Here is a 21145-nt window from a genome sequence, read left to right on the forward strand (position 1 = left end):
TAGTGTCCTTACTCAATAACCTTGGGCACTAAATAAAGTCCCGAATCTACTTGTGGCGCAATCGCCTGAAATTGTTTATGCTGATCCCGCTCGGTTACTTCATCTGTTCTTAAACGTTGACCCTGTTCCATAGGATGCGCCATAGGTTCTATGCCGTCAGTGTTCAGATCACTCATCTGCACCATTAAATTCAACATGCCAGATAAGTCATGGGTGTAAGCCTCAATATCCAGCTCATCTATCCCTAGCCGCGCCAAATGCGCAATTTTCTTTACATCACTCGCCGTTAACGACATTATTTTTTACCCAAAAAAATATTAAAATACTCTAAAAATCAACAAAATAATACTAAACACGCATTACTTCACTTAATCCAACCACTAATAATCAGCGTATTTTTTTGCTTACTGTCAATTTTTTTAGCTTTTCTAAAAAAATATGCACAGTTAAATCCATACACAAAAAAACATCATTTATTATTCAGCAACATAAAAAATAGGCATGGTTATTGCTAAAACAATATTTATTAACTTACTAAAATTAAATATCTAAGCTGTGCTATTTTTACTTTAAAAATAGCTAACGTATTAAGTGCAGAAAGTAACTGTAAAAGCTACTTGACAGACACTCTAGTTAAACAATTAGGGCATTATTTCAAGACAATGTTTTTTTACACATATTTCAATCGTATAATACTTTATATCTTGCTCAAATACCCGCTTGATTGATAAAGTACACTTATTTTTTATTATCGCCTGCTGAAGGATACAAGTAGAAATGTTCAAAAGAATTCGCGGCATGTTCTCTAATGACCTGTCCATAGATCTGGGAACTGCTAACACACTGATTTACATGCCAGGCCAAGGAATAGTACTTAATGAACCCTCGGTTGTTGCCATAAAAGAAGACAAAGTACGTGGCCACAAAACTATTGCTGCGGTAGGTGCAGAAGCCAAACAAATGCTAGGACGAACCCCTGGTAATATTACAGCCATACGCCCTTTAAAAGATGGTGTTATTGCTGACTTTGCCGTCACCGAACGCATGCTGCGTTATTTTATCGATAAAGTACATGAAAATAAATGGCTGCGTCCAAGTCCACGCATTTTAATTTGCGTACCGTGTGGCTCAACCCAAGTTGAACGCCGCGCCATTCGCGAATCGGCTGCAATGGCAGGTGCCCGCGAAGTGTATTTAATTGAAGAACCTATGTCGGCGGCTATCGGCGCAGGTCTTCCAGTAGATGAAGCCTCTGGCTCTATGGTATTAGATATCGGCGGCGGCACCTCGGAAGTCGCTATTATTTCTATTAATGGTATCGTGTACTCATCATCTGTTCGCATCGGTGGCGACCGTTTTGATGAAGCCATCATTAGCTATGTGCGTAGAAATTATGGCACCTTAATCGGTGAAGCTACCGCAGAACTGATAAAAATTGAAATCGGCGCTGCATACCCAGGCAGTGAAGTCAGAGAAATTGAAGTGCGAGGCCGCAACTTAGCCGAAGGCGTACCGCGCAGCTTTACACTAAACAGCAATGAAATTCTGGAAGCATTACAAGAGCCACTGTCTGGCATCGTTGGCGCAGTAAAGTTAGCCTTAGAACAAACTCCCCCAGAGCTAGGTTCTGATGTTGCTAATCGCGGCATCTATTTAACGGGCGGCGGCGCTTTGCTAAAAGATATTGATCGTTTAATATCCGAAGAAACCGGCTTACCCGTTTACATTGCAGATGACCCACTTACCTGTGTTGCTAGAGGCGGCGGCATGGTATTAGAAATGCTGGACAAAAAAGGCGTATCAACATTCTCTTTAGAATAACATTCCACATAAATAAATTATTTACTCTGGTAGCGACCGAAATAATTTAACTCGGTCGCATGGCTTTAATTAACCAAATACGAGATACCCGCCATAAAACTTATATTTGCTACCGGCCCATCCAGCACAGCCCGTCTACTTGTGGCTCTTATTGCTTCTATAGCATTACTGATAACTGAACACAAAAGTCCTCGCTTAGATCCCTTACGCTCAGGTTTGTCAGTTTTAATTGACCCATTAAAATATTTGGTTGATATGCCTGTCATGGTTTTTAAAAATACCCAGACAGCCATCAGTTCGCAAACAAGCTTAAAAGCAGAAAACAAAGTCTTGCGCGAAGAGCAATATATAAATAAATCCAAATTACTTAAATTTGATGCCTTAGAAAAAGAAAATATCCGTCTCCGCGCTTTATTAGAAAACTCATTTAAGCTGGGTGAACAAGTACTCATTGCGGAGCTGCTGTCCATTAAGATGGCACCGTATGAACATATTGTTGTGGTTAATAAAGGCACTCGCTTTGGTGTCCATGCCCAACAACCGGTACTTGATACCAACGGCATTGTCGGACAGGTTTTTAGGGCGCTGCCGTTTAGCTCGGAAATTATGCTTATTACCGATCTTAACCACGCTATCCCTGTACAAATCAACCGCAACGGCCTGTTAACCATTGCGGTAGGCAGCGGCCAACTTAACCGCTTAAACTTACCATTTTTGCCCAATAATGCCGATATTCGTCCTGGCGATTTACTCATTACATCGGGCTTGGGCGGTACTTTTCCGCCGGGTTATCCGGTGGGTGTTGTTGATGATTTTACGCCTGAATCAACCAAACCGTTCCCAGCTATTACCGCAACCCCTAAAGCCATGCTCGACAGGAACAGGGAATTAATGATTGTGTGGACGAAATCCACCCCAATTCCCTTAGGCGTAGCCCCAACAACCAGCGAAGCTGATACAAAAAATACCGTACTTAAGCCGCTAGATACCGCAATACCCACAACAACCAGTAAACCTGCCACACAGAAAAGCAACCATGATTGACCAATACAGTCTTGGCCGTATTTTATCAACCGTTGCTATTGCGATGATTTTAAGAATAGCACCTTGGCCAGACTTTATGGTTGCCCTCAATCCAGATTGGGTGTTACTGACACTGATTTACTGGACATTAGCCTTACCTGAACGTGTTGGTATATTCCACGCCTGGACGTTTGGCCTGTTAACCGATGTACTCACTGGCAGACTATTTGGACAACATGCCTTGGCGTATTCTTTAATCAGTTATGCCTGTATAAAATTTCATAAACGACTACGACCTTTTCCATTGTTGCAACAACAATTGTTTATATTTTTATTTCTGCTAGTCTCGCAATTATTACTTTTTTGGATAAAAAGCCTACACACACCAGGTCAGCTGCCAGCGATTTTTTGGTTACCGGTATTAACCGGCACCGTGTGTTGGCCACTGGTTTACAAAACACTGCGCTTTGTTCGTCTTCTGCATAACTCAAAGTAAATCAGGAGAATACAATGCCATCGCATAATTACTCCATCCGAGATAAATTTCTGGAAGAGCGGATATTTCTCAATCGTATCGTCGCGGCTTTTATTTTTATTGCTTTACTAACCACAGGCTTGGTTACAAGACTGGTGTACTTGCAAATTGTAGGACACGAACTTTACTCAACCAAAGCCAAAGAAAACAGCATTAAAATCACACCGCTGGTACCCACACGCGGCATGATTTACGATCGTAAAGGCCGAGTACTGGCAGAAAACACCCAAACCTTTACCTTAGAAATAACACCAGAAAAAACTGGCAAAGAGCCCGAAAATCTTGAAAAAACGCTACAGCGTCTGCAACAATTATTAACTATATCGCCTGATAAAATTGAATTATTCCATAAACTTAGAATACGACAAAAACGTTTTGCCCCCACACCGCTACTGACCAATATGTCTAACGACGAGATGGTAAAATTTGCCGTGGTCAGGCCGTATTTTCCCGGTGTAGACATCAAAACCCATCTGGTCAGAAACTATCCTTTCAAAGAATTAACCGCACATGTGGTGGGCTATGTAGGCCGTATCAACGAAAAAGACCTTAAATCTTTACCAACGACTGAATACAGCGGCTCCACGTACGTGGGTAAACTGGGCATAGAAAGCTCGTATGAAACGACATTACATGGCAAAACCGGTTATGCAGAAATGGAAACCAACGTACAGGCGCGGGCTCTTAAAACCTTAAATGAAGTCAATCCTGTCGCAGGGGCAAATCTTTATCTTACTTTAGATATAGATTTACAAAAAACCGCTTACGATGCCCTGGATAAATTCAATGGCGCGGTGGTAGCGATTGAGATTAAAACTGGCGGCGTATTAGTATTTGCCAGTAGACCCGGTTTTGACCCCAACCCTTTTGTATCCGGCATCAGCGGCCCCGAATACAAGGCCTTAACCTCGTCAGATGACCAGCCGTTATATAATCGCGCTCTACGCGGCTTGTATCCACCAGGCTCTACCGTTAAACCGTTTATTGCATTGGCAGGGCTTGAAAATGAAGCCATCGGCAAGCAAACCCGACTACACTGCCCAGGATTTTATCAATTACCTAATGATAAACACCGTTTCCGCGACTGGAAAAAATCCGGTCACGGCTCCGTGGATATGAGTGCTGCAATCACCCAATCCTGCGATGTCTACTTTTATCGTCTGGCCAATTTACTGGGTATAGAGCGTATGCATAATTTTATGCAAAAAATGGGCTTTGGCGAAAAAACCGGCATTGATCTCATGGGTGAAAAAGCAGGAGTTTATCCCTCTAAAGAATGGAAGATGACCGAAAAAAAACAACGTTGGTATCCTGGTGAAACCCTTATTACCGGCATAGGCCAAGGCTTTACACTGGTTACCCCCCTGCAATTGGCGCGTGCTACCGCCACTTTAGCCAACAAAGGCGATGTCGTCACACCTTTTTTAGTTGATAAAATTGTTGCCGCCACCGCCACCACTAAAGGCCCTGAAATCCACCAGGACAACCTACATTTAAATGCCAGCAATGTCAGCAGCATTTTTTCAGCCATGATTAACGTGGTACACGGTGCTGGCGGTACGGCAAAAAGCATAGGTCACGACATAAACTACCAAATTGCGGGTAAAACAGGTACTGCACAAGTGTTTAATATTAAACAAGGCGCAAAATATAATGAAAGAAGCATCGGTTTTAAATTGCATGATCATGCGTTATTTATTTCATTTGCCCCGGCAGATAACCCACAAATTGCTGTTGCCGTTATTGCCGAACACGGTGGTCACGGTGGCTCAGTCGCAGCACCTATCGCCGCCAAAGTTATCAAGCAATTTTTAGGAGGCACTGGTGAGAACCGAAACCCGCCATGAGCATTTTCAGCGACCTTCCGTTTTAGGCAATATTCTCAGGAGGTTACATGTTGATATTCCGCTGTTTATTGCCTTGGTACTCACCTCATTACTAAGCCTTTTCATCCTGTACAGCGCAGGCGGACAAGATATGGGGATGTTAACTCGCCAAGCCACACGTATGGTCATGGCATTTAGCCTGATGATACTGCTCGCGCATGTCAATCCTAATCAATTGAAACATTACTCGGCTGGCTTATTTGGCTTGGGCGTTTTTTTGCTGCTGGCCGTATTAATTATGGGGACGATAGGCAAGGGCGCACAGCGTTGGTTAGACTTAGGCTTTATGAAATTTCAGCCCTCGGAAATCATCAAAATTACCACACCGATGATGATCGCTTGGTATATGTCGCAACACCCTTTACCGCCAAGACCACAGCATTTGTGTATTGCTATCGTCCTTATCCTAATACCCACCTTGTTGATCGCTAAACAACCAGATTTAGGTACTGCCATATTAGTGGCCAGTGCCGGTGCGGGTGTGTTATTTTTTGCAGGATTATCGTGGTGGCTTATCGCAGGTCTAGCAGGTTTACTTGCAGGCTTAGCGCCGATCATCTGGCACTTTATGATTCCCTATCAAAAATCCCGTGTTATTACCTTGTTCAACCCCGAAGCTGATCCCTTGGGTAAAGGCTATCACATTATTCAATCGAAAATTGCTATTGGCTCCGGTGGGATTTACGGTAAAGGCTGGACCGGCAGTACCCAATCCGAGCTTAACTTTCTACCCGAAAGCCATACTGATTTTATTTTTGCGGTATTTGCCGAAGAATTTGGCTTATTTGGTTGTTTAGGCTTGCTGACCCTGTACTTATTTATTATTGGCCGCTGTCTTTATATTGCTGTACAAGCACAAGACGTTTACTGCCGCTTATTAGCCAGTAGCTTGGCATTTACTTTTTTTGTTTATGTTTTCGTTAATATTGGCATGGTGATTGGCATATTACCGGTGGTTGGCGTGCCACTGCCGTTAATCAGTTACGGCGGCACTTCGGCTGTTACCTTACAAGCTGGTTTTGGCATTTTAATGTCGATACACACGCACAGAAAACTATTACCCCGTTAATATGAAACTATCAAAACCCCTATTACGCAACGCTCTATGCTGTGCCTGTGTGGCATTGATCTCGTGTGCCCATTCGCCCAATCAAACCGATGCTAAAACTGCCTTCATTGAGCGCATGGTGACTGACCATCAGTATAATAGAGCGGAGTTAGATCATTTATTTCAATCTGTTGAAATTAAAGACGACATCATCAAAAAAATCTCATCACCCGCCGAAGCAATGCCTTGGTATAAATACCGCAAAATATTTATAACCGATACCCGTATTAACGCAGGCGTAAAATTTTGGCAAGACAACGCGGCCACCTTAGCAAAAGCCGAACAATATTATGGCGTACCAGCGCAAATCATTGTCGCCATTTTGGGCGTAGAAACCCTGTATGGACAAAAAACCGGCAATTACCGCGTCATTGATGCTTTATCGACCTTATCATTTGCCTATCCGCCACGCAGTCAATTTTTTACCGGTGAATTAGAAAAATTTTTAGAACTGTGCAAAAAACAGCAACTAAATCCACTCACCCCAACCGGATCTTATGCCGGGGCTATGGGGTTGCCACAATTTATGCCCAGCAGTTTTTTAAATTATGCAATTGATTTCAACCAAGATAACCATGCCGATATTTGGCATACGCCCGATGATGCCATCGCCAGTATTGGCAACTACTTGGCACAACACCACTGGCAAAAAAATCAGCTTATTGCCGTGCCAATAATAGCCAAAAACGATGATTATAAAGCCAAATTAAGCAAAGACCTTAAGCCGGAGTTAAGAATAGCTGCGTTAGAATCACTCAACTTAACTACATTGAAAGCACTACCTTTAGACACTGAAGTAAAGCTGCTTAGCTTTGAACAGCCACAGGGCAACGAGTTGTGGGCGGGTTTAAACAATTTTTATGTCATTACCCGATATAACCACAGCCCCTTATATGCCATGGCAGTTTTTCAGCTAAGTGAATCTATCTTAAATAAAAAGGGTTCTTTTCCATGACCAGATTAAAATTAGTTGTTTCGGGCGTTATGCTGTGTTTTCTGTCTGCCCACAGCCTAACCGCTCAAGCTTCTCGGCAAAATTATTACAGCACTACCCCCTCTTCTAACAGTTACAACACTATCGAATCAGACCTAGAGTCTGACAAAGATAGCTTCCTGCCCCGCTTTACCGGCTATATAAAAAAAGGGGTCGCCTCTTGGTACGGCCCTGGCTTCCACGGCAAAAAAACTGCTAATGGCGAAAAATTTAATATGTACGCCATGACCGCCGCGCATAAAACCCTGCCTTTATCATCTTACGCAGAAATCACTAATCTTGTTAATCACCGTAGCGTTATCGTCCGTATTAATGACCGTGGCCCGTTTCACGGCAATAGAATTCTAGATTTATCTTATGCTGCCGCTAAAAAACTTGGCATACAAAGCCAAGGCGCAGGATCTGTAGTTATTAAAGCCATCGGCAGTCCTCATAGAGCCGCTACAACACCAGCACACACCGAGCAAGTAGCCGCCGCAGCCTCTGAACAAAATATTTATGTAAAAGTGGGCAGTTTCCCTAGCCAAAAAACGGCAATGGCTATGCGACATACACTTACCCAACAAAATTTACCCACATCAAGTATCACTCAATCCAGTTATAAAAAATCCATATTTTATACTGTGCAAATCGGCCCTATAAAATCAGAACAACATGCCGATCAAATCGCCGACAAGCTATCAAGAATAGGCATAAAAAACACACAATTTATTGCTGAAGCCAAACAAATGTAAATCACATGCTACAATATAGAGAATGTTTTACTTGAACTTTCTCTATAATAATGATGCCTGCCAAAGGATTTACCCATTTTCACCTATTTTTAGCTTGCAGTCTTTTGAGCGCATCTTCCCAGATACTGGCGGAAGATGCCAAGATTGTACCTGTTCCGGCAGCGCCTGTTTCACTGACCGAACCTGGCAAATTTGAAACGCCTGCGCCACCCACTATTGCGGCTAGTAGCCATATCCTGTTAGATTTTCACACTGGCAAAATTTTGGCGGAAAACAACGCCGATGCTAAATTAGCGCCCGCCAGTCTAACCAAAATCATGACCACCTATGTGGTGTTCAAAGAAATTGAAAGTGGCCGCCTGCATTTGGATGATGTGGCGACTGTCAGTGAAAAAGCCTGGAAAACCAGCGGTTCTAAAATGTTCGTTCAGGTTAACGACCGCGTTAAAATTGAAGACCTGTTGCAAGGCGTTATTATTCAATCGGGTAACGATGCCAGTGTAACCCTCGCCGAACACGTTGCTGGTGATGAGAACACCTTTGCTGAAATGATGAACCAAAATGCCGCGCGATTAGGCATGGTAAACACGCATTTTAAAAATGCGGATGGTTTACCGGTTGAAGAACATTACACCACAGCGCGGGATCTGAGTATTTTAACCCGCGCACTGATTAAAGAATTTCCCCAGCATTACAAATGGTTTTCGCAAAAAGAATTTACCTACAATAAAATTACCCAGCAAAATCGTAACTTATTATTGTCACGCGATGGCACGGTGGATGGCGTTAAAACCGGGCATACCGAAGAAGCTGGCTATTGCCTGGTCGCTTCTGCGCTAAGAGAAGAAATGCGGCTTATCTCCATCGTTATGGGCACCAAAAGCCAGACCGCCAGAGCCGTCGAAAACCAGACTTTGTTGAATTACGGCTTCCGGTTTTTTGAATCACACCGTTTATATGAAGGCAACAAAGCCTTAAACGAAGCCAGAATTTGGAAAGGCCAGGAAAAAATATTACCACTGGGTTTAGCAGAAGATTTATACGTCACCGTACCACGCCGTCATTATCAAGACATGAAAGCCGTGGTTAATGTCGACAAAAAAATTCTCGCCCCTGTTAAAGTCGGTGATAAATTTGGCTCAGTTGACGTAACGTTAAAAGGCGAAATGCTGATTAAAAAAGACTTAATCGCACTGAAAGCAGTGGAAAAAGGCAGTATTTTTAGACGACTGATCGATAGCGCTCTGCAATTAATGGAAAAATCCGATGCAAAATAATACCGTGTATTTGAATGGCGACTATTTACCGCTGAACGAAGCCAAAATATCCGTACTGGATAGAGGTTTTTTATTTGGTGATGGTATTTATGAAGTCATTCCTGCTTACAACGGACACTTATTTCATTTCGAAGAGCATCTTATTAGGCTGGAAAACAGTTTGGCGGCAATACGCTTAGCCAATCCGCACAGCCGTGAGCAATGGTCGGCTATTTTAACGCCGCTATTAATCGGTACACAGGATCAGTACATTTACCTGCAAATTACCCGTGGTACTGCGCCCAAAAGAGATCATGGCTTTCCGGAAAATACCCCACCGACCGTGTTTGCCATGTGTTCGCCGATTGTGCCGATGGCAGAACGCGATAGCGGCGTTAAGGTGCTGACCATGACCGATAGCCGCTGGAAGCTGTGCAATACCAAGGCTATCACCTTGCTGGCCAATATTTTGCACCGGCAAGAAGCCATCGATCAACACTGTGCAGAAGCCTTGTTAATTAAAGACGACTATGTGACCGAAGGCGCTGCCAGCAATGTATTTGCGGTGATTGATGGCGTGTTAATAACACCGCCCAAAAGCGCTGACATATTACCCGGTATTACCCGTGATGTGATTTTGGAGCTTGCTCAAAAAAATGCTATTCCCTGTAAAGAACAGAGCTTCAGTTTAGCCGCACTACAAACCGCCAGCGAAATTTGGATTACCAGCTCTACCCGCGAGATTATTCCTGTGGTTGAGTGTGATGAACGCATGGTTGGTGACGGTAAACCTGGCGCGGTATGGCTTAAAATGAACCAGTTATTTCAAGCATATAAACAATCGTTAGCATGAGCGAAGAAGAAACACTCTTAGTCTTTCCGTGCGAATTTCCCATTAAAGCGATGGGAAAGGCCGATGTGGAGCTGGATTTGCTGGTGATTGACATTGTACGTCGCCATACCGATAGCTTAACCGAAGACCGCATCAGCACACGCCCCAGCAAAAATGGCACGTATGTGTCAATCACCGTCACTGTCACCGCTACTAGCAAGCCGCAATTGGATGCCATTTATCAGGATTTAAGTGGCCATCCGCATATTTTAATGGTGATATAGCGGTTATTGTTCATATCGCTTACGCACTATTCAACCAATGACTGCCATCCGCCACCTAGGCACACAAGACTACGAAGCCATCTGGCGCGACATGCAGCAATTCACAGTTAATCGCACGCCCGAAACCGAAGATGAACTGTGGCTAGTAGAACACCCATCTGTATACACGCTAGGCTTAAGCGGCAAACGCGAACACTTACTAAACACCGGCAACATCCCCGTTATCCACTGCGACCGTGGCGGCCAAGTGACTTACCACGGCCCTGGCCAAGTTGTTATGTATACTTTACTGGATTTAACCCGCTTAAAACTCAATATCCGCCAATTGGTTAGCCTATTAGAGCATGCCATGATTGATGTATTGGCCAGTTACGGCATAGACTCCAAAGCCAGAGCTGATGCACCCGGTGTGTATGTCGGCGCTAAAAAAATTGGCTCCATTGGTATACGTATTAAAAAAAACTGTAGCTATCATGGCTTAAGCCTGAATAATCACATGGATTTACGCCCGTTTGATCATATAAATCCGTGCGGTTATGCAGATCTAAAAGTCACACAACTGGCCGATCTCGGTATAATCATTGCAACTGACCAACTTGCAAACCGCGTTGCCAACGCCCTCACCACGGCATTACATTCATGACCTATCAAGCTCCTTCGCGTTCTACCCCGCAATCGCACCAGCGTAACAGCGAAAAACTGTCACGCATACCGATTAAAGTGGAACAGCCTGAAACCGTATTACGCAAACCGGATTGGATTCGCGTGAAAGTATCCGCCAGCAGCGAAATTACCCGCATTAAACAACTGCTACGCCAATACGAATTACACACCGTATGCGAAGAAGCTGCCTGCCCCAATCTGGCCGAATGTTTTAACCACGGTACGGCAACCTTTATGATTATGGGTGATTTATGTACTCGGCGCTGCCCGTTTTGCGATGTCGCGCACGGCAAACCGTTGCCCTTAGATGCCAACGAACCACAGCACCTGGCCGATGCGATCACCGCAATGGCATTAAAATACGTAGTGATTACCTCGGTAGACCGTGATGATTTACGCGATGGTGGTGCTGGCCATTTTGCCGAGTGTATTAATAAGCTTCGCCAGCAAAGCCCAGCCACCAAAATAGAAATTTTGGTGCCGGATTTTCGTGGCCGTGTTGAAAAAGCAGTGACTATTTTGGCGCAAGCGCCGTGTGACGTGTTTAACCATAATCTGGAAACCGTGCCCAGACTATACAAGCAAGTACGCCCTGGTTCTGATTATTTAGGTTCATTGGATTTACTGCGCCAGTACAACCACGCGTTGCCGCATATCCCGACCAAATCCGGCCTAATGTTAGGTGTGGGCGAAGAACCTGAAGAAGTTCACCAAGTGATGAAAGATTTGTTGGCACACGGGGCATCTATGCTCACTTTAGGCCAATATTTACAACCTAGTAAAGCCCATCTACCGGTTAAAGCCTACATAACCCCACAACAATTTGATGACTACGGCACAATGGCAACTTCGTTAGGCTTTAAACAAGTGGCCAGTGCGCCGATGGTAAGATCGTCTTATCATGCTGATCTTCAAGCGCAAGCCATCATTGCTTAGGAACGCGCACGAAATAACTTGAGCAAGTTCATGCTTCGACAGGCTCAGCACGAACGGTGGTGGCGTTTAAGTTGTTCAAGTTATTTCATGCACGCTCCTTAGCAGCTGTTATTTACACAGTGCATCCATAAAATTGCGCAGCATCAATGCTTTTGAGCTTTCATTGTAAGTACTGTTATCTTGATTACCGTTGTCTTCGTATAAAAATACTCTTTTTAACCTAACATCATCCAATTTTTGATAAGCAACATAGGTTGTTACTGGCATATCGGCTATTTGAAGCGCTGGTTTTTTTATAATACCTAAGGCCGCTTCAGTAATAGCGTCTTTTAAACTTTCAACACTTACGTGTACCGATGCTGCCTTACTGGATATTAAACCATTTAGCTGATTTGTTGTTGTCACTATACCTTTATCATCTAAAGTACATGTTGTATACAAAGAAAATTCTTGCATAACAAAGCCTGGGACTGTCGATTTTCGCATCAACGTTGTGGCGGATACGGATGTAGTCGCTGCTAATAAAATTAATGAAACAGCAGGAAAACAACGAAATTTCAACATAATAATCTCCAAAGTAATTAACTTATGTAACCAATACAACAACAAAATATACTATTTTTTGCAAATATCTTTGATTACTATTCACAAGACTAGCTTAAAATCACTTATTGTCCATCTTAAACCGATAGCTTTATTTTAGCCATCAGCTTAAATTAAGACAAAATATAGGCTGTAAATTAAACGTTTTTCTCAGCCTAATACTGTCAAGTTGTACATGCTCGGTTGCCAAACAACAGCTAGCCTAACCTTTTAGACTCACGCCATGCTAATAATGTAGTTTTCAAAACAGCGTTAATCAGCGATAATCCTCTGTTGGCTCAAACAAGCAATAAATCGGTGCGTTATACCTCTAAGACATTAATACCGATACGCAATGACACTCAACACACAGGTACTTACATCACTATGGCTCATGATGCTATTGATTCTCAGCAATTAACCAAAATTTTAATACGTCTGCAAGCCGGTGGCGCATTAACCTTGTTACTGATGTTGGTGGGCTTTGATTTATTTTTCCCCTCGCAATATGCGTTAAAAGCTGCTGTACACGGTGTCTCTACTATTTCGGCACTGGTGGTCGGTACGTTTATGACCCACCGTGCGTATTTTTTATTGCGTGGTGCAAAAACCAACTATCCATCACTCAGAAACTGGACGCTGGCATCGACTTTCCTCAATTTATTGGCCATTATCAGCGGTAACTGGATTTACATGCGCTATCGGGGACAAGATGGCCCCAGAGATTGGATATTACAATCCGTACCCGATTTTCATAATATATTGATGGAATTTAAAGAATTCGTATCTTTATTCCCCTTCCCTTTAATGGTTATCGCCAGCTTTATTGTGCTGTACTATAAAAACACGCTACACATTCGTCATGACATCAAACAATTTCTCGGTATTATTATTATGTCGGCTTGGTTTTTTATCATGCTGGGTTTTGTATCCGGATTAATTTTGGCAAAGCTGCGCTTTGTTTAAGGGCATAAAACATGAACACTGATAAACAAAGTTCAACCCCACTAGAAACCGATACGCCTACGTATTCAGGCCCTGTGATTGCCGCGACCTTGTCAGCTTTATTAGGTATGCTGACCTTGGTGGTAACCCACCACATCTCGCGCTTAACCAAAGGCTTGGACAAACTCATTCACTCTTATGGTTACTGGATGCCAGGCTCTACCGGCACAGGCCCTGATGGCAGCATTGGCAATTACAGCGGTAAAGAGACACTTGCCGTGTTTGTCTGGCTGGCCACCTGGCTGATTTTCCATTATTTATGGCGTAAACAGGATTTTTCTTTACGGGCTTTTGTAGCGTTTTTCTTAGGTGCATTAGCTTTCTTAATGCTCGGCCTGTTCCACCCATTAATCGATCCCGTTGTCTTATTTATCGCCGGACTATTTGGCTATGCGTAAACTGAAACCTATGACATTCACCTCTCATAAAATAACACTGTGCATTGTATTACTGTCCACACTCACATACCTACCCGCGCTGCATGCCGAAGGGGTATTATTAGCAGGACAGCCGCAAGACAATGCCGAACTGACGAAATTCGACGGCAAAATCAACTTATCGTTTAGCGGTAATGTCAGCGAACGCTGGCCTTCTTTGTTGGTTGTCGACAGCACTGGTACGCGCGTAGACAATAAAGATGTCGCCTTAGTGATTGGTCCACGCAGCAAATTAACCGCCAGCACCAAAACACTGGCCGCAGGCCCTTACGTTATCCGCTATCGCGTGGTTACCGAAGACGGTTTAATCGTCAGCGGCATTCGTCGCTTTACCATTAAAAACTAAAGCGCCAACCGGTGAAATTATGAATCAATTAACAAAAAACCTAATCAGCGCCGCTTTATTATTAACTAGCAGCACCGTGTTTGCCTCCATCCCTTTGGGCGGCGTGAGAAAATCCACCGATGGCAAATACGATTTGTACGGCTGTATGCAAAGCAACGATTATTACATCGCCAACTTTGCCGCGTTTCAAACCCCAGTTGGCAAAGCCATAGACCCTAAAAAAATGCCGCCACCGGAATGCGTCACCCTCCCCGCATTAGGGCAAACACAGATTGCCGTAGACTTGCTGGATAAAGACGTGCGCCACAAGGAAGTCAGCATGAAAATTAGCGGCGACAAAGGCGAAGTATTGCTAGAAACACCGCCCACTATGGCCAAACAAGGCGTTATTACCGGCACGGTAGATTTTAAAACCAAAGGTGCTTACACCGTAGTACTCACTATTACTGATAACGATTTGCACACGCCCACCGAAATCAGTGCGCTGCGCATTCCTATTACCGTGGCAATGGATATTGTAGAACCGGCTTCCAAATCAGCCATGCTGTCATTTTTTGGTTTTATGGCCGCCTTAGCCATTGCGCTGGCCGTGTTATTGCCACGCTTTCTTAAGCCGAAAGCCACGGCTTAATCTCAAGCCATTCTGGAATCCATCATGTCGAATTACTCTCCGTTGAAAAAATTGCTGCTGATTGCCGCTGTGCTGTGTGAAACTCAATTACTGACGGCGTGTGCTGAACACATTGCACAACCCGTCAAGGCCATCCCACCGCAAATCAGTGCTGCCCCTCAAAACACGGCTTACGCACCTGGTTTAGGTGAATTTATGGCACAAATCAGTACTCGGCATCATAAATTATGGTATGCCGGTAAAGCCAAAAACTGGCAATTAGCGGATTATGAACTGGAAGAAATCCACGAAGGTTTGGATGATCTGGCTAAATACCATCCTACCCATGATAAAGTTAAAGGCTCTATTCCTGACCTAATGGCGACTTATATGAAAGCGCCATTAGCACAAACAGAAACCGCTATTAAAGCCAAAAATGCCGCTGATTTTCGCACCGGTTACGACAATATAACAGCAGGCTGTAATAGTTGCCACCAAGCTAATGACTTTGGTTTTAATGTGATTCAACGGCCTGTTAGCAATCCGTTTGCTAACCAGTCGTTTAAAAATACGCCGTAAACGCAACGCACAAAGGCAAACTATGGGGCAGCGTTATAACGAATTATCCGACAAACACACGCACTTCATCGCGGCACAAAAAATATTTTTCGTGGCAACCGCCACTGCCGACAGTCGGGTCAACCTATCGCCTAAAGGTATGGATTCGTTTCGGATTCTGGGGAAAAATCGCGCGGTCTGGCTCAATGTAACCGGTAGTGGCAATGAGACCGCTGCCCATGTTCAAGTTAACCCACGCATGACCATCATGTTCTGCGCATTTGAGGGTGCGCCACTCATCCTGCGTCTTTATGGCACGGCTAAAGTCATCCACAAAAATAATGCCGAATGGGATGCACTTTACCCTTTGCTCGAACCCATAGCAGGCGCTCGACAAATTTTCGACCTCGCTATCGATTTGGTGCAAACCTCCTGTGGAATGGCCGTGCCGTACTTTTCTTACCAGCAAGATCGTGAATTACTAAAGGATTGGGCAGTCAAAAAAGGCGATGGCGGTTTGCAGCAGTATTGGGAAGAAAAGAATCAAAGCAGTCTGGATAATATACCCACCCACATCTTGGCCAAGAATACTTAATCTGTCCCAGGCCTTTAAAATTTCATAACAGCGCATGCTACCTTCATTACAACGAAAAACATGAATGCTCATTACGAGAATACAAAGAATGTCACGATTTTTTTGACAAAGACCAAATCACAAAAGAACTCAATTTAAAATACTACTAAGCGCGTCTGTTTTTGGATGTAATGAATAACCTTTTCTTTTAGTGTTCAGTGTGTATTCAGCAAAGCCTCTGTAGGCTATGTTCCTATATTCAATAATACTCAGTGAAGTAGATAATTATGGCTGTTTATCAAACACCCCACTACGAAAAACCCCTATTCAGCGACTTGCTGAATTCGTGGGCACTTCTAAAGCAATCTGTCGAAAACGAACATCGCACTAAAGATTGCTCACAACTGCTGCTTTACATTACTGCCGCAATGAGTTGGGAGTGTGTGCAAAACTTAAGACACATGAAAAATACATTTCTACTCGTTCAAAACATTGCCCAACAAATAGGTATCAGTGATGAGACAGCTGTATTTGTGGACGATGTCGAAGACATTTTATCTGAGGCATTGGATAGACTTAAAAAAACAAGATTACGCTAAAAATACGTCTTCCTTTACCCATTCAGAAGCAAATATTGACAAAGGATATGCAAATATCCTTGTATAAAAGCCATACTACGATCAAAATTGTAGCTGACTAAACTTAAGGATTTTTTTACTATGGCACGCACTCTTCTGGTTGTGGATAGACTTTCCGACTGGAGCCCCTATTACCCTAGCGATCACGTTATTACCTTTGAAACCTATCTTGCCACCGAACAAAACGAATCAGAACATCGCGTTCGTATCATAAATTTGTGCGGCAGTTATTCGTATTTATCCGATGGCTATTACTGCTCGTTACTGGCCGAAGCACGCGGCCATCACGTTATTCCCTCGGTTAAAGTCTTAAATGACTTAGAAAAACAGGCTTTATACCAATTACAGATTGAAGATTTATCGGCAGCGTTGGCCAAAGCCTTAAAAAGCTGTGATAAAACCAGCGATGTCACTGTGATCAGCTATTTTGGCACAACGCCGGATACCGCTTTTCAGGAGCTGGCGCGTTTATTGTTTGAACGCTTCTCCTGCCCTGTGCTGGAGATTACCTTAAGTTTTCGCCAGCAATGGGATATTACCAACCTAAAAGCTATCTCGCACCGTGATTTGAATGAAGCCCAAGAAACCTTATTTGCCACGGCTTTGGATCGGTTTAGCAAAAAAGTCTGGCACAAAGGCCGTGCCAAAAAATCCGCGCGTTACGATCTGGCTATACTGGTCAACCCAGGCGAAAAAATGCCACCCAGCAACCGTGCGGCACTGAAAAAATTCATTCATGCTGGCAGACAATTAGGCATAGAAGTGGAACTGATTTCACCACAACACTATGCCAGACTGCCCGAATTTGATGGCTTGTTCATCCGTGAAACCACCGGCATTGACCACCACACCTACCGTTTCGCCAAAAAAGCCGAAGCCGAAGGCTTAATTGTGGTGGATGATCCTACTTCCATGTTGCGCTGTACCAATAAAGTCTATCTAGCCGATTTGTTCCGCACCCACAAAGTACCGTCTCCCAAAACCTGGATTTTGCACCGGGGTAACGCCAGCCATTTAGACAAAGTAGAAGCCGAAGCCGGTTTTCCCGTGGTGATAAAAATCCCCGATGGCTCGTTTTCGCGCGGCATTGTTAAAGTCACTGACCGCAAAGATTTAGAGACAAAAGTCGCTGAATTATTTCAACAATCAGCCTTGCTGCTGGCGCAAGAGTTTTTGTATACCGATTTCGACTGGCGCATCGGGGTGTTTAATAATAAGGCCTTATACGCCTGCCGTTATTACATGGTGAAAAATCACTGGCAAATTTACCGCCATAACGAAACCCGCGTGGACAGCGGCAATTTTGATACGATGGCGACATTTGATGTGCCTAAACACGTATTGGAAGCCGCGTTAAAAGCCACACAAACCATAGGCGATGGTTTATACGGTGTCGATGTTAAAGAAAAAAATGGTAAAGGTTATGTCATTGAAGTCAATGACAACCCTAATATTGACAGCGGTATTGAAGATAAATATTTAGGCGATGAGTTGTATCATCTGGTGATGGCGGAGTTTTTACGGCGCATGGAGAATCGTAGTAAGGGGTTATAATTTTTCTAGTCCTTGCAAAACTGGGCTACCCACTTTATATCTAAAGCGGGACAATTTACAGGTTAGGCCGTTCGTGGGGAGCTTGTCGAACCATGATCGGCTTAACCGCCCACCCTTCGACAGGTTCAAAGCGAACGATTAAGCCTTGCACCATGCCCCGTTTTAAGTGGCAGCCGAAGATCGCACCATCTCTTTTTCATGGGTGGCAAAGGCAAAAATGGCTTAGGCTAATCGTACAGGTCGGGATTTTTAGGGGAATTTAATTTGGGTTTATCTATTAGAGAATAACCTAAAGTACCCAATAAACTCACGATGTTGAGTAGCATTATTGTAGAAATCCCCCAACCCAGTAAAAAAACCCCACTGATCCCCATTATACTAACCCCCATGGTGGTATTTATCTGATTGCTCATATGGCGATTCATTCCATTGGCCAGCTCAAATACTCGCGGGAGATGACTAATACCTTGGTCAAGCAATATAATCTGCGCAGTATCGGTGGCAACCCGTGAGGCACCTGATAAGGAAATAGAGACTTGTGCCTGCTTCATGGCAATAGTGTCATTTATTCCATCACCGATATAACACACAAAATTCCCTTCTTGTTGCAGTTGCTCAATCAAAGCAGATTTCTCATGGGGTAACGTTTCAGCAAAATAATCAATACCTAATTCATGCGCCAGTCTTTGTGTAGGTGCCTTTGCATCCCCAGAAATGATATATATTTTCTTGATTTGCTTGAGACTCTTCAGTTTTTTTATTATGGCGTGAGACTCTAACCTTACACTTGGAAGCAGCTCAATAACACCAACAGCCACATTATCTATTGATACCATCACGAGGCCATGGCCTTTATTTTTGAGATCGGCCTTTATTTCATTGACTCTATCAGGCATCAATATCTTCTCGGCCTCCATGAACCTAGGGCTTCCTACCGAAATATTTTTTCCATTAGTTTGTATTTTTACCCCATAGCCTAATTTATATTCGGTTTGATCCGGCACATCCAGTGAAAGCCCTCTTTTTTCCGCTTCGTCCAAAATTGCTTTTGCAAGTGGATGCGACTGCTTAAACTCCGCTATCGCAGCACACCTTAAAATCTCATTTTGAGAATATGTTGAAAGGGGGTGGATAGTACCAATAAGGGGCTGGTCTTCAGTAAGGGTTCCTGTTTTATCAAAAACCAGAGTATCAACCTGACTGAGCAATTCAAGAGATCGCCCATCTTTAATAAGAATGCCTTGATTTGCCGCATACTTAAGGTATTTAAGCAAACTAATGGGGGCAGTAAACAGAAGTCTTTTATTAGGATGAATAAATAGTACCGCCGTAGCAGCATTGCTGCCTAATAATGGCCAAGCAGCAGCAGCTGTAAGCACCGCTGGATAAACCATTTGTCGGGAGAATTTTTCCGCCCGTAGCGTTGTTAATGATTTATACTCAGTGGTGTTTTCAAGAATCTCTGATATTTTCATGGCACTGGTTTCTGTGCCTGCCTTTTCCACTTTAATGTGAATTTTTCCTGACAGAACAAATGTCATGGCAAATACATTTTCCCCTTCCCCCTTTTCTATGGGAAGGGATTCACCGGTAAATTTATGCTGATCTATACCTGCCATGCCATGCACTATATGACCATCAACAGGAATTACCTCGCCGGCATTCACAACCAAAATATCGCCACATCTTACTTTAGATAACGGCACAGAAACTTCAGAATTTTGTTCCAATAGCCATACATTTTCAGGGATTTGCTCAAAAGCACCTACCAAGTTTTGCTGGGATTCCTGAATAACTTTTGCAGTTAAAATGTCAGACATCCGAAAAAATAGACCCAGCATACTGGCAAGAAATATTTTTTTATGAAGAATTGAACTCAAAATCCCAACTGATAATATCGTTTCAATATCAATTTTTCCATTTCTTAATAATTTTGCAGCAGTGACCAACAAGCCTTTTATGGAATACAACAAAAAAGGAACAGCCAAGTAGGTAATAGGGGAGTGTAAAACTGTTCCTATACCAGATAGAGTTAAGGCTGCTGAGCGGCTAAACAATTCTTTTTTGGAAACGACGCTTATTTCATTAGTCAGAACACTTGTTTCATTAGTCAGAACGCTTATTAATTTTCTTTTTTCAAAAGGAATAATATTTTTCTTATCTCTGCCATTATTCTCAAGTTTTATTTTTTGTTTGGTTAAAATGCTTTTATTGTGTTCCTGGTCTTGCTTTTGCCAGTTTTTATATCCAACCCAAAACACACTACTTAATGTAGTTAATTCAAGAATCATGAATCTGAACCCCTTTTAATTGAATATTAATTTAGTTCATCCTGATACTTGCTGAATTTAAAAAAAAGATTTGGTTTGGCAGCTTGAATCCAGAAGTACCCGTTAACCTGATCCTTAACCACAAGCCAAAAAATACAATAAAATATATAATTTTATCATACCGATAATTTGTAAGTTTTTTGAGAGATAGATAATGAGCCGGATAGTAAATGTTTCGCACGCATTTACACGTACAAAACAGTTTCCCTGCAACGGGACTGTAGATACCGTGACAGCCTCAGATACTTGTCAACATGGAGCCATAAGATGTTCTTGCAATATTATGGCAAGGTGTTTGGCATCATCAGAAGTAAGGGCAAGACAAATAAAAGCCGCTAAACCATCTTGAAGGCGACCCGGATTAAATGGGATGACACCGGGTGTGATTAAAAGTGCGGGGAATCTCATGCAGCTGCTGCGATTGGCAAATTACGCCAAT

General features: G+C 43.2%; 23 protein-coding genes. 20 read left to right on the forward strand and 3 right to left on the reverse strand.

Translation table 11 applies throughout. The features are described from left to right. Nucleotides 1-8: 8 nt before the first annotated feature. Nucleotides 9-296, reverse strand: coding sequence for an Asp-tRNA(Asn)/Glu-tRNA(Gln) amidotransferase subunit GatC (gatC, locus tag CRENPOLYSF2_RS07080; RefSeq protein ID WP_087143253.1), 288 nt, complete (start codon nt 294-296; stop codon nt 9-11). Between the two features lie 481 nt (nt 297-777). Here gatC and CRENPOLYSF2_RS07085 point away from each other — a divergent pair, with 481 nt between their 5' ends. The 12 genes from CRENPOLYSF2_RS07085 to lipA all read left to right on the forward strand — a co-directional run bounded on the left by CRENPOLYSF2_RS07085 (nt 778) and on the right by lipA (nt 12072). Further along, nucleotides 778-1821 (forward strand): rod shape-determining protein, encoded by a 1044-nt coding sequence (locus CRENPOLYSF2_RS07085; RefSeq protein ID WP_087143254.1) that lies wholly within the window; start codon nt 778-780, stop codon nt 1819-1821. Nucleotides 1822-1962: 141 nt separating this feature from the next. After that, nucleotides 1963-2865: a rod shape-determining protein MreC gene (gene mreC, locus CRENPOLYSF2_RS07090; RefSeq protein WP_245807932.1), complete on the forward strand. Its 903-nt coding sequence runs from the start codon at nt 1963-1965 to the stop codon at nt 2863-2865. Further along, entirely contained in the window at nt 2858-3340 is a 483-nt protein-coding gene (gene mreD, locus CRENPOLYSF2_RS07095; protein ID WP_087143256.1) for a rod shape-determining protein MreD, read from the forward strand. Before mreC ends, mreD begins: the two co-directional genes overlap by 8 nt. 14 nt (nt 3341-3354) lie before the next feature. Continuing rightward, nucleotides 3355-5226, forward strand: coding sequence for a penicillin-binding protein 2 (mrdA, locus tag CRENPOLYSF2_RS07100; protein WP_087143257.1), 1872 nt, complete (start codon nt 3355-3357; stop codon nt 5224-5226). After that, nucleotides 5204-6334: a rod shape-determining protein RodA gene (gene rodA / locus CRENPOLYSF2_RS07105; protein ID WP_087143258.1), complete on the forward strand. Its 1131-nt coding sequence runs from the start codon at nt 5204-5206 to the stop codon at nt 6332-6334. The genes mrdA and rodA overlap by 23 nt, the downstream gene beginning before the upstream one ends. A gap of 1 nt (nt 6335) precedes the next feature. Continuing rightward, entirely contained in the window at nt 6336-7328 is a 993-nt protein-coding gene (gene mltB / locus CRENPOLYSF2_RS07110; RefSeq protein WP_087143259.1) for a lytic murein transglycosylase B, read from the forward strand. Further along, nucleotides 7325-8101 (forward strand): septal ring lytic transglycosylase RlpA family protein, encoded by a 777-nt coding sequence (locus CRENPOLYSF2_RS07115; RefSeq protein ID WP_087143260.1) that lies wholly within the window; start codon nt 7325-7327, stop codon nt 8099-8101. Before mltB ends, CRENPOLYSF2_RS07115 begins: the two co-directional genes overlap by 4 nt. A 104-nt stretch (nt 8102-8205) precedes the next feature. Continuing rightward, nucleotides 8206-9378 (forward strand): D-alanyl-D-alanine carboxypeptidase family protein, encoded by a 1173-nt coding sequence (locus CRENPOLYSF2_RS07120; RefSeq protein WP_419185547.1) that lies wholly within the window; start codon nt 8206-8208, stop codon nt 9376-9378. Beyond that, a complete protein-coding gene (locus tag CRENPOLYSF2_RS07125) occupies nt 9368-10210 on the forward strand; it encodes a D-amino acid aminotransferase (protein ID WP_087143262.1) in 843 nt (280 codons plus the stop codon). Before CRENPOLYSF2_RS07120 ends, CRENPOLYSF2_RS07125 begins: the two co-directional genes overlap by 11 nt. Further along, nucleotides 10207-10473, forward strand: a complete 267-nt coding sequence (locus tag CRENPOLYSF2_RS07130; RefSeq protein WP_087143263.1) for a YbeD family protein — start codon at nt 10207-10209, stop codon at nt 10471-10473. Before CRENPOLYSF2_RS07125 ends, CRENPOLYSF2_RS07130 begins: the two co-directional genes overlap by 4 nt. Before the next feature lie 37 nt (nt 10474-10510). Beyond that, entirely contained in the window at nt 10511-11116 is a 606-nt protein-coding gene (lipB, locus tag CRENPOLYSF2_RS07135; protein WP_087143264.1) for a lipoyl(octanoyl) transferase LipB, read from the forward strand. Next, the gene (gene lipA / locus CRENPOLYSF2_RS07140) at nt 11113-12072 is read left to right on the forward strand and encodes a lipoyl synthase (protein ID WP_087143265.1); all 960 of its coding nucleotides are present in this window, start codon (nt 11113-11115) and stop codon (nt 12070-12072) included. Before lipB ends, lipA begins: the two co-directional genes overlap by 4 nt. Nucleotides 12073-12180: 108 nt before the next feature. Here lipA and CRENPOLYSF2_RS07145 read toward each other — a convergent pair whose 3' ends face one another. Continuing rightward, a complete protein-coding gene (locus CRENPOLYSF2_RS07145) occupies nt 12181-12636 on the reverse strand; it encodes a hypothetical protein (protein WP_087143266.1) in 456 nt (151 codons plus the stop codon). A 312-nt stretch (nt 12637-12948) separates the two neighbouring features. On the opposite strand from CRENPOLYSF2_RS07145, the gene CRENPOLYSF2_RS07150 reads away from it, so the two are divergent. The 8 genes from CRENPOLYSF2_RS07150 to CRENPOLYSF2_RS07185 all read left to right on the forward strand — a co-directional run bounded on the left by CRENPOLYSF2_RS07150 (nt 12949) and on the right by CRENPOLYSF2_RS07185 (nt 18376). Then, nucleotides 12949-13620, forward strand: coding sequence for a hypothetical protein (locus CRENPOLYSF2_RS07150; protein ID WP_245807933.1), 672 nt, complete (start codon nt 12949-12951; stop codon nt 13618-13620). 11 nt (nt 13621-13631) lie between these two features. Beyond that, nucleotides 13632-14057 carry a hypothetical protein gene (locus CRENPOLYSF2_RS07155; RefSeq protein ID WP_087143268.1) on the forward strand — a complete coding sequence of 142 codons (426 nt, stop codon included), beginning with the start codon at nt 13632-13634 and terminating at the stop codon, nt 14055-14057. Next, nucleotides 14050-14442, forward strand: coding sequence for a copper resistance CopC family protein (locus CRENPOLYSF2_RS07160; protein WP_245807934.1), 393 nt, complete (start codon nt 14050-14052; stop codon nt 14440-14442). The genes CRENPOLYSF2_RS07155 and CRENPOLYSF2_RS07160 overlap by 8 nt, the downstream gene beginning before the upstream one ends. A gap of 19 nt (nt 14443-14461) precedes the next feature. Further along, nucleotides 14462-15073: a hypothetical protein gene (locus tag CRENPOLYSF2_RS07165; protein WP_087143269.1), complete on the forward strand. Its 612-nt coding sequence runs from the start codon at nt 14462-14464 to the stop codon at nt 15071-15073. 24 nt (nt 15074-15097) lie between these two features. Continuing rightward, nucleotides 15098-15631, forward strand: a complete 534-nt coding sequence (locus CRENPOLYSF2_RS07170; RefSeq protein ID WP_087143270.1) for a hypothetical protein — start codon at nt 15098-15100, stop codon at nt 15629-15631. Then, the gene (locus CRENPOLYSF2_RS07175) at nt 15600-16205 is read left to right on the forward strand and encodes a pyridoxamine 5'-phosphate oxidase family protein (RefSeq protein ID WP_245807935.1); all 606 of its coding nucleotides are present in this window, start codon (nt 15600-15602) and stop codon (nt 16203-16205) included. Before CRENPOLYSF2_RS07170 ends, CRENPOLYSF2_RS07175 begins: the two co-directional genes overlap by 32 nt. Before the next feature lie 266 nt (nt 16206-16471). Then, nucleotides 16472-16783, forward strand: coding sequence for a hypothetical protein (locus tag CRENPOLYSF2_RS07180; protein WP_087143272.1), 312 nt, complete (start codon nt 16472-16474; stop codon nt 16781-16783). A 120-nt stretch (nt 16784-16903) separates the two neighbouring features. Continuing rightward, nucleotides 16904-18376: a RimK family protein gene (locus tag CRENPOLYSF2_RS07185; RefSeq protein ID WP_087143273.1), complete on the forward strand. Its 1473-nt coding sequence runs from the start codon at nt 16904-16906 to the stop codon at nt 18374-18376. Nucleotides 18377-18603: 227 nt separating this feature from the next. Here CRENPOLYSF2_RS07185 and CRENPOLYSF2_RS07190 read toward each other — a convergent pair whose 3' ends face one another. Beyond that, nucleotides 18604-20667, reverse strand: coding sequence for a heavy metal translocating P-type ATPase (locus CRENPOLYSF2_RS07190; protein WP_087143274.1), 2064 nt, complete (start codon nt 20665-20667; stop codon nt 18604-18606). Between the last annotated feature and the right edge of the window lie 478 nt (nt 20668-21145).

The sequence above is a fragment of the Crenothrix polyspora genome, assembly GCF_900163755.1.
Lineage (GTDB): Bacteria > Pseudomonadota > Gammaproteobacteria > Methylococcales > Methylomonadaceae > Crenothrix > Crenothrix polyspora.

What these genes read in the sequence shown, in the direction of transcription:
- gatC (WP_087143253.1), bottom strand. Translation starts at nt 296, where the DNA reads ATGTCGTTAACGGCGAGTGATGTAAAGAAAATTGCGCATTTGGCGCGG.
- CRENPOLYSF2_RS07085 (WP_087143254.1), top strand. Translation starts at nt 778, where the DNA reads ATGTTCAAAAGAATTCGCGGCATGTTCTCTAATGACCTGTCCATAGAT.
- mreD (WP_087143256.1), top strand. Translation starts at nt 2,858, where the DNA reads ATGATTGACCAATACAGTCTTGGCCGTATTTTATCAACCGTTGCTATT.
- mrdA (WP_087143257.1), top strand. Translation starts at nt 3,355, where the DNA reads ATGCCATCGCATAATTACTCCATCCGAGATAAATTTCTGGAAGAGCGG.
- mltB (WP_087143259.1), top strand. Translation starts at nt 6,336, where the DNA reads ATGAAACTATCAAAACCCCTATTACGCAACGCTCTATGCTGTGCCTGT.
- CRENPOLYSF2_RS07115 (WP_087143260.1), top strand. Translation starts at nt 7,325, where the DNA reads ATGACCAGATTAAAATTAGTTGTTTCGGGCGTTATGCTGTGTTTTCTG.
- CRENPOLYSF2_RS07125 (WP_087143262.1), top strand. Translation starts at nt 9,368, where the DNA reads ATGCAAAATAATACCGTGTATTTGAATGGCGACTATTTACCGCTGAAC.
- CRENPOLYSF2_RS07130 (WP_087143263.1), top strand. Translation starts at nt 10,207, where the DNA reads ATGAGCGAAGAAGAAACACTCTTAGTCTTTCCGTGCGAATTTCCCATT.
- lipB (WP_087143264.1), top strand. Translation starts at nt 10,511, where the DNA reads ATGACTGCCATCCGCCACCTAGGCACACAAGACTACGAAGCCATCTGG.
- lipA (WP_087143265.1), top strand. Translation starts at nt 11,113, where the DNA reads ATGACCTATCAAGCTCCTTCGCGTTCTACCCCGCAATCGCACCAGCGT.
- CRENPOLYSF2_RS07145 (WP_087143266.1), bottom strand. Translation starts at nt 12,636, where the DNA reads ATGTTGAAATTTCGTTGTTTTCCTGCTGTTTCATTAATTTTATTAGCA.
- CRENPOLYSF2_RS07155 (WP_087143268.1), top strand. Translation starts at nt 13,632, where the DNA reads ATGAACACTGATAAACAAAGTTCAACCCCACTAGAAACCGATACGCCT.
- CRENPOLYSF2_RS07160 (WP_245807934.1), top strand. Translation starts at nt 14,050, where the DNA reads ATGCGTAAACTGAAACCTATGACATTCACCTCTCATAAAATAACACTG.
- CRENPOLYSF2_RS07165 (WP_087143269.1), top strand. Translation starts at nt 14,462, where the DNA reads ATGAATCAATTAACAAAAAACCTAATCAGCGCCGCTTTATTATTAACT.
- CRENPOLYSF2_RS07170 (WP_087143270.1), top strand. Translation starts at nt 15,098, where the DNA reads ATGTCGAATTACTCTCCGTTGAAAAAATTGCTGCTGATTGCCGCTGTG.
- CRENPOLYSF2_RS07180 (WP_087143272.1), top strand. Translation starts at nt 16,472, where the DNA reads ATGGCTGTTTATCAAACACCCCACTACGAAAAACCCCTATTCAGCGAC.
- CRENPOLYSF2_RS07185 (WP_087143273.1), top strand. Translation starts at nt 16,904, where the DNA reads ATGGCACGCACTCTTCTGGTTGTGGATAGACTTTCCGACTGGAGCCCC.
- CRENPOLYSF2_RS07190 (WP_087143274.1), bottom strand. Translation starts at nt 20,667, where the DNA reads ATGATTCTTGAATTAACTACATTAAGTAGTGTGTTTTGGGTTGGATAT.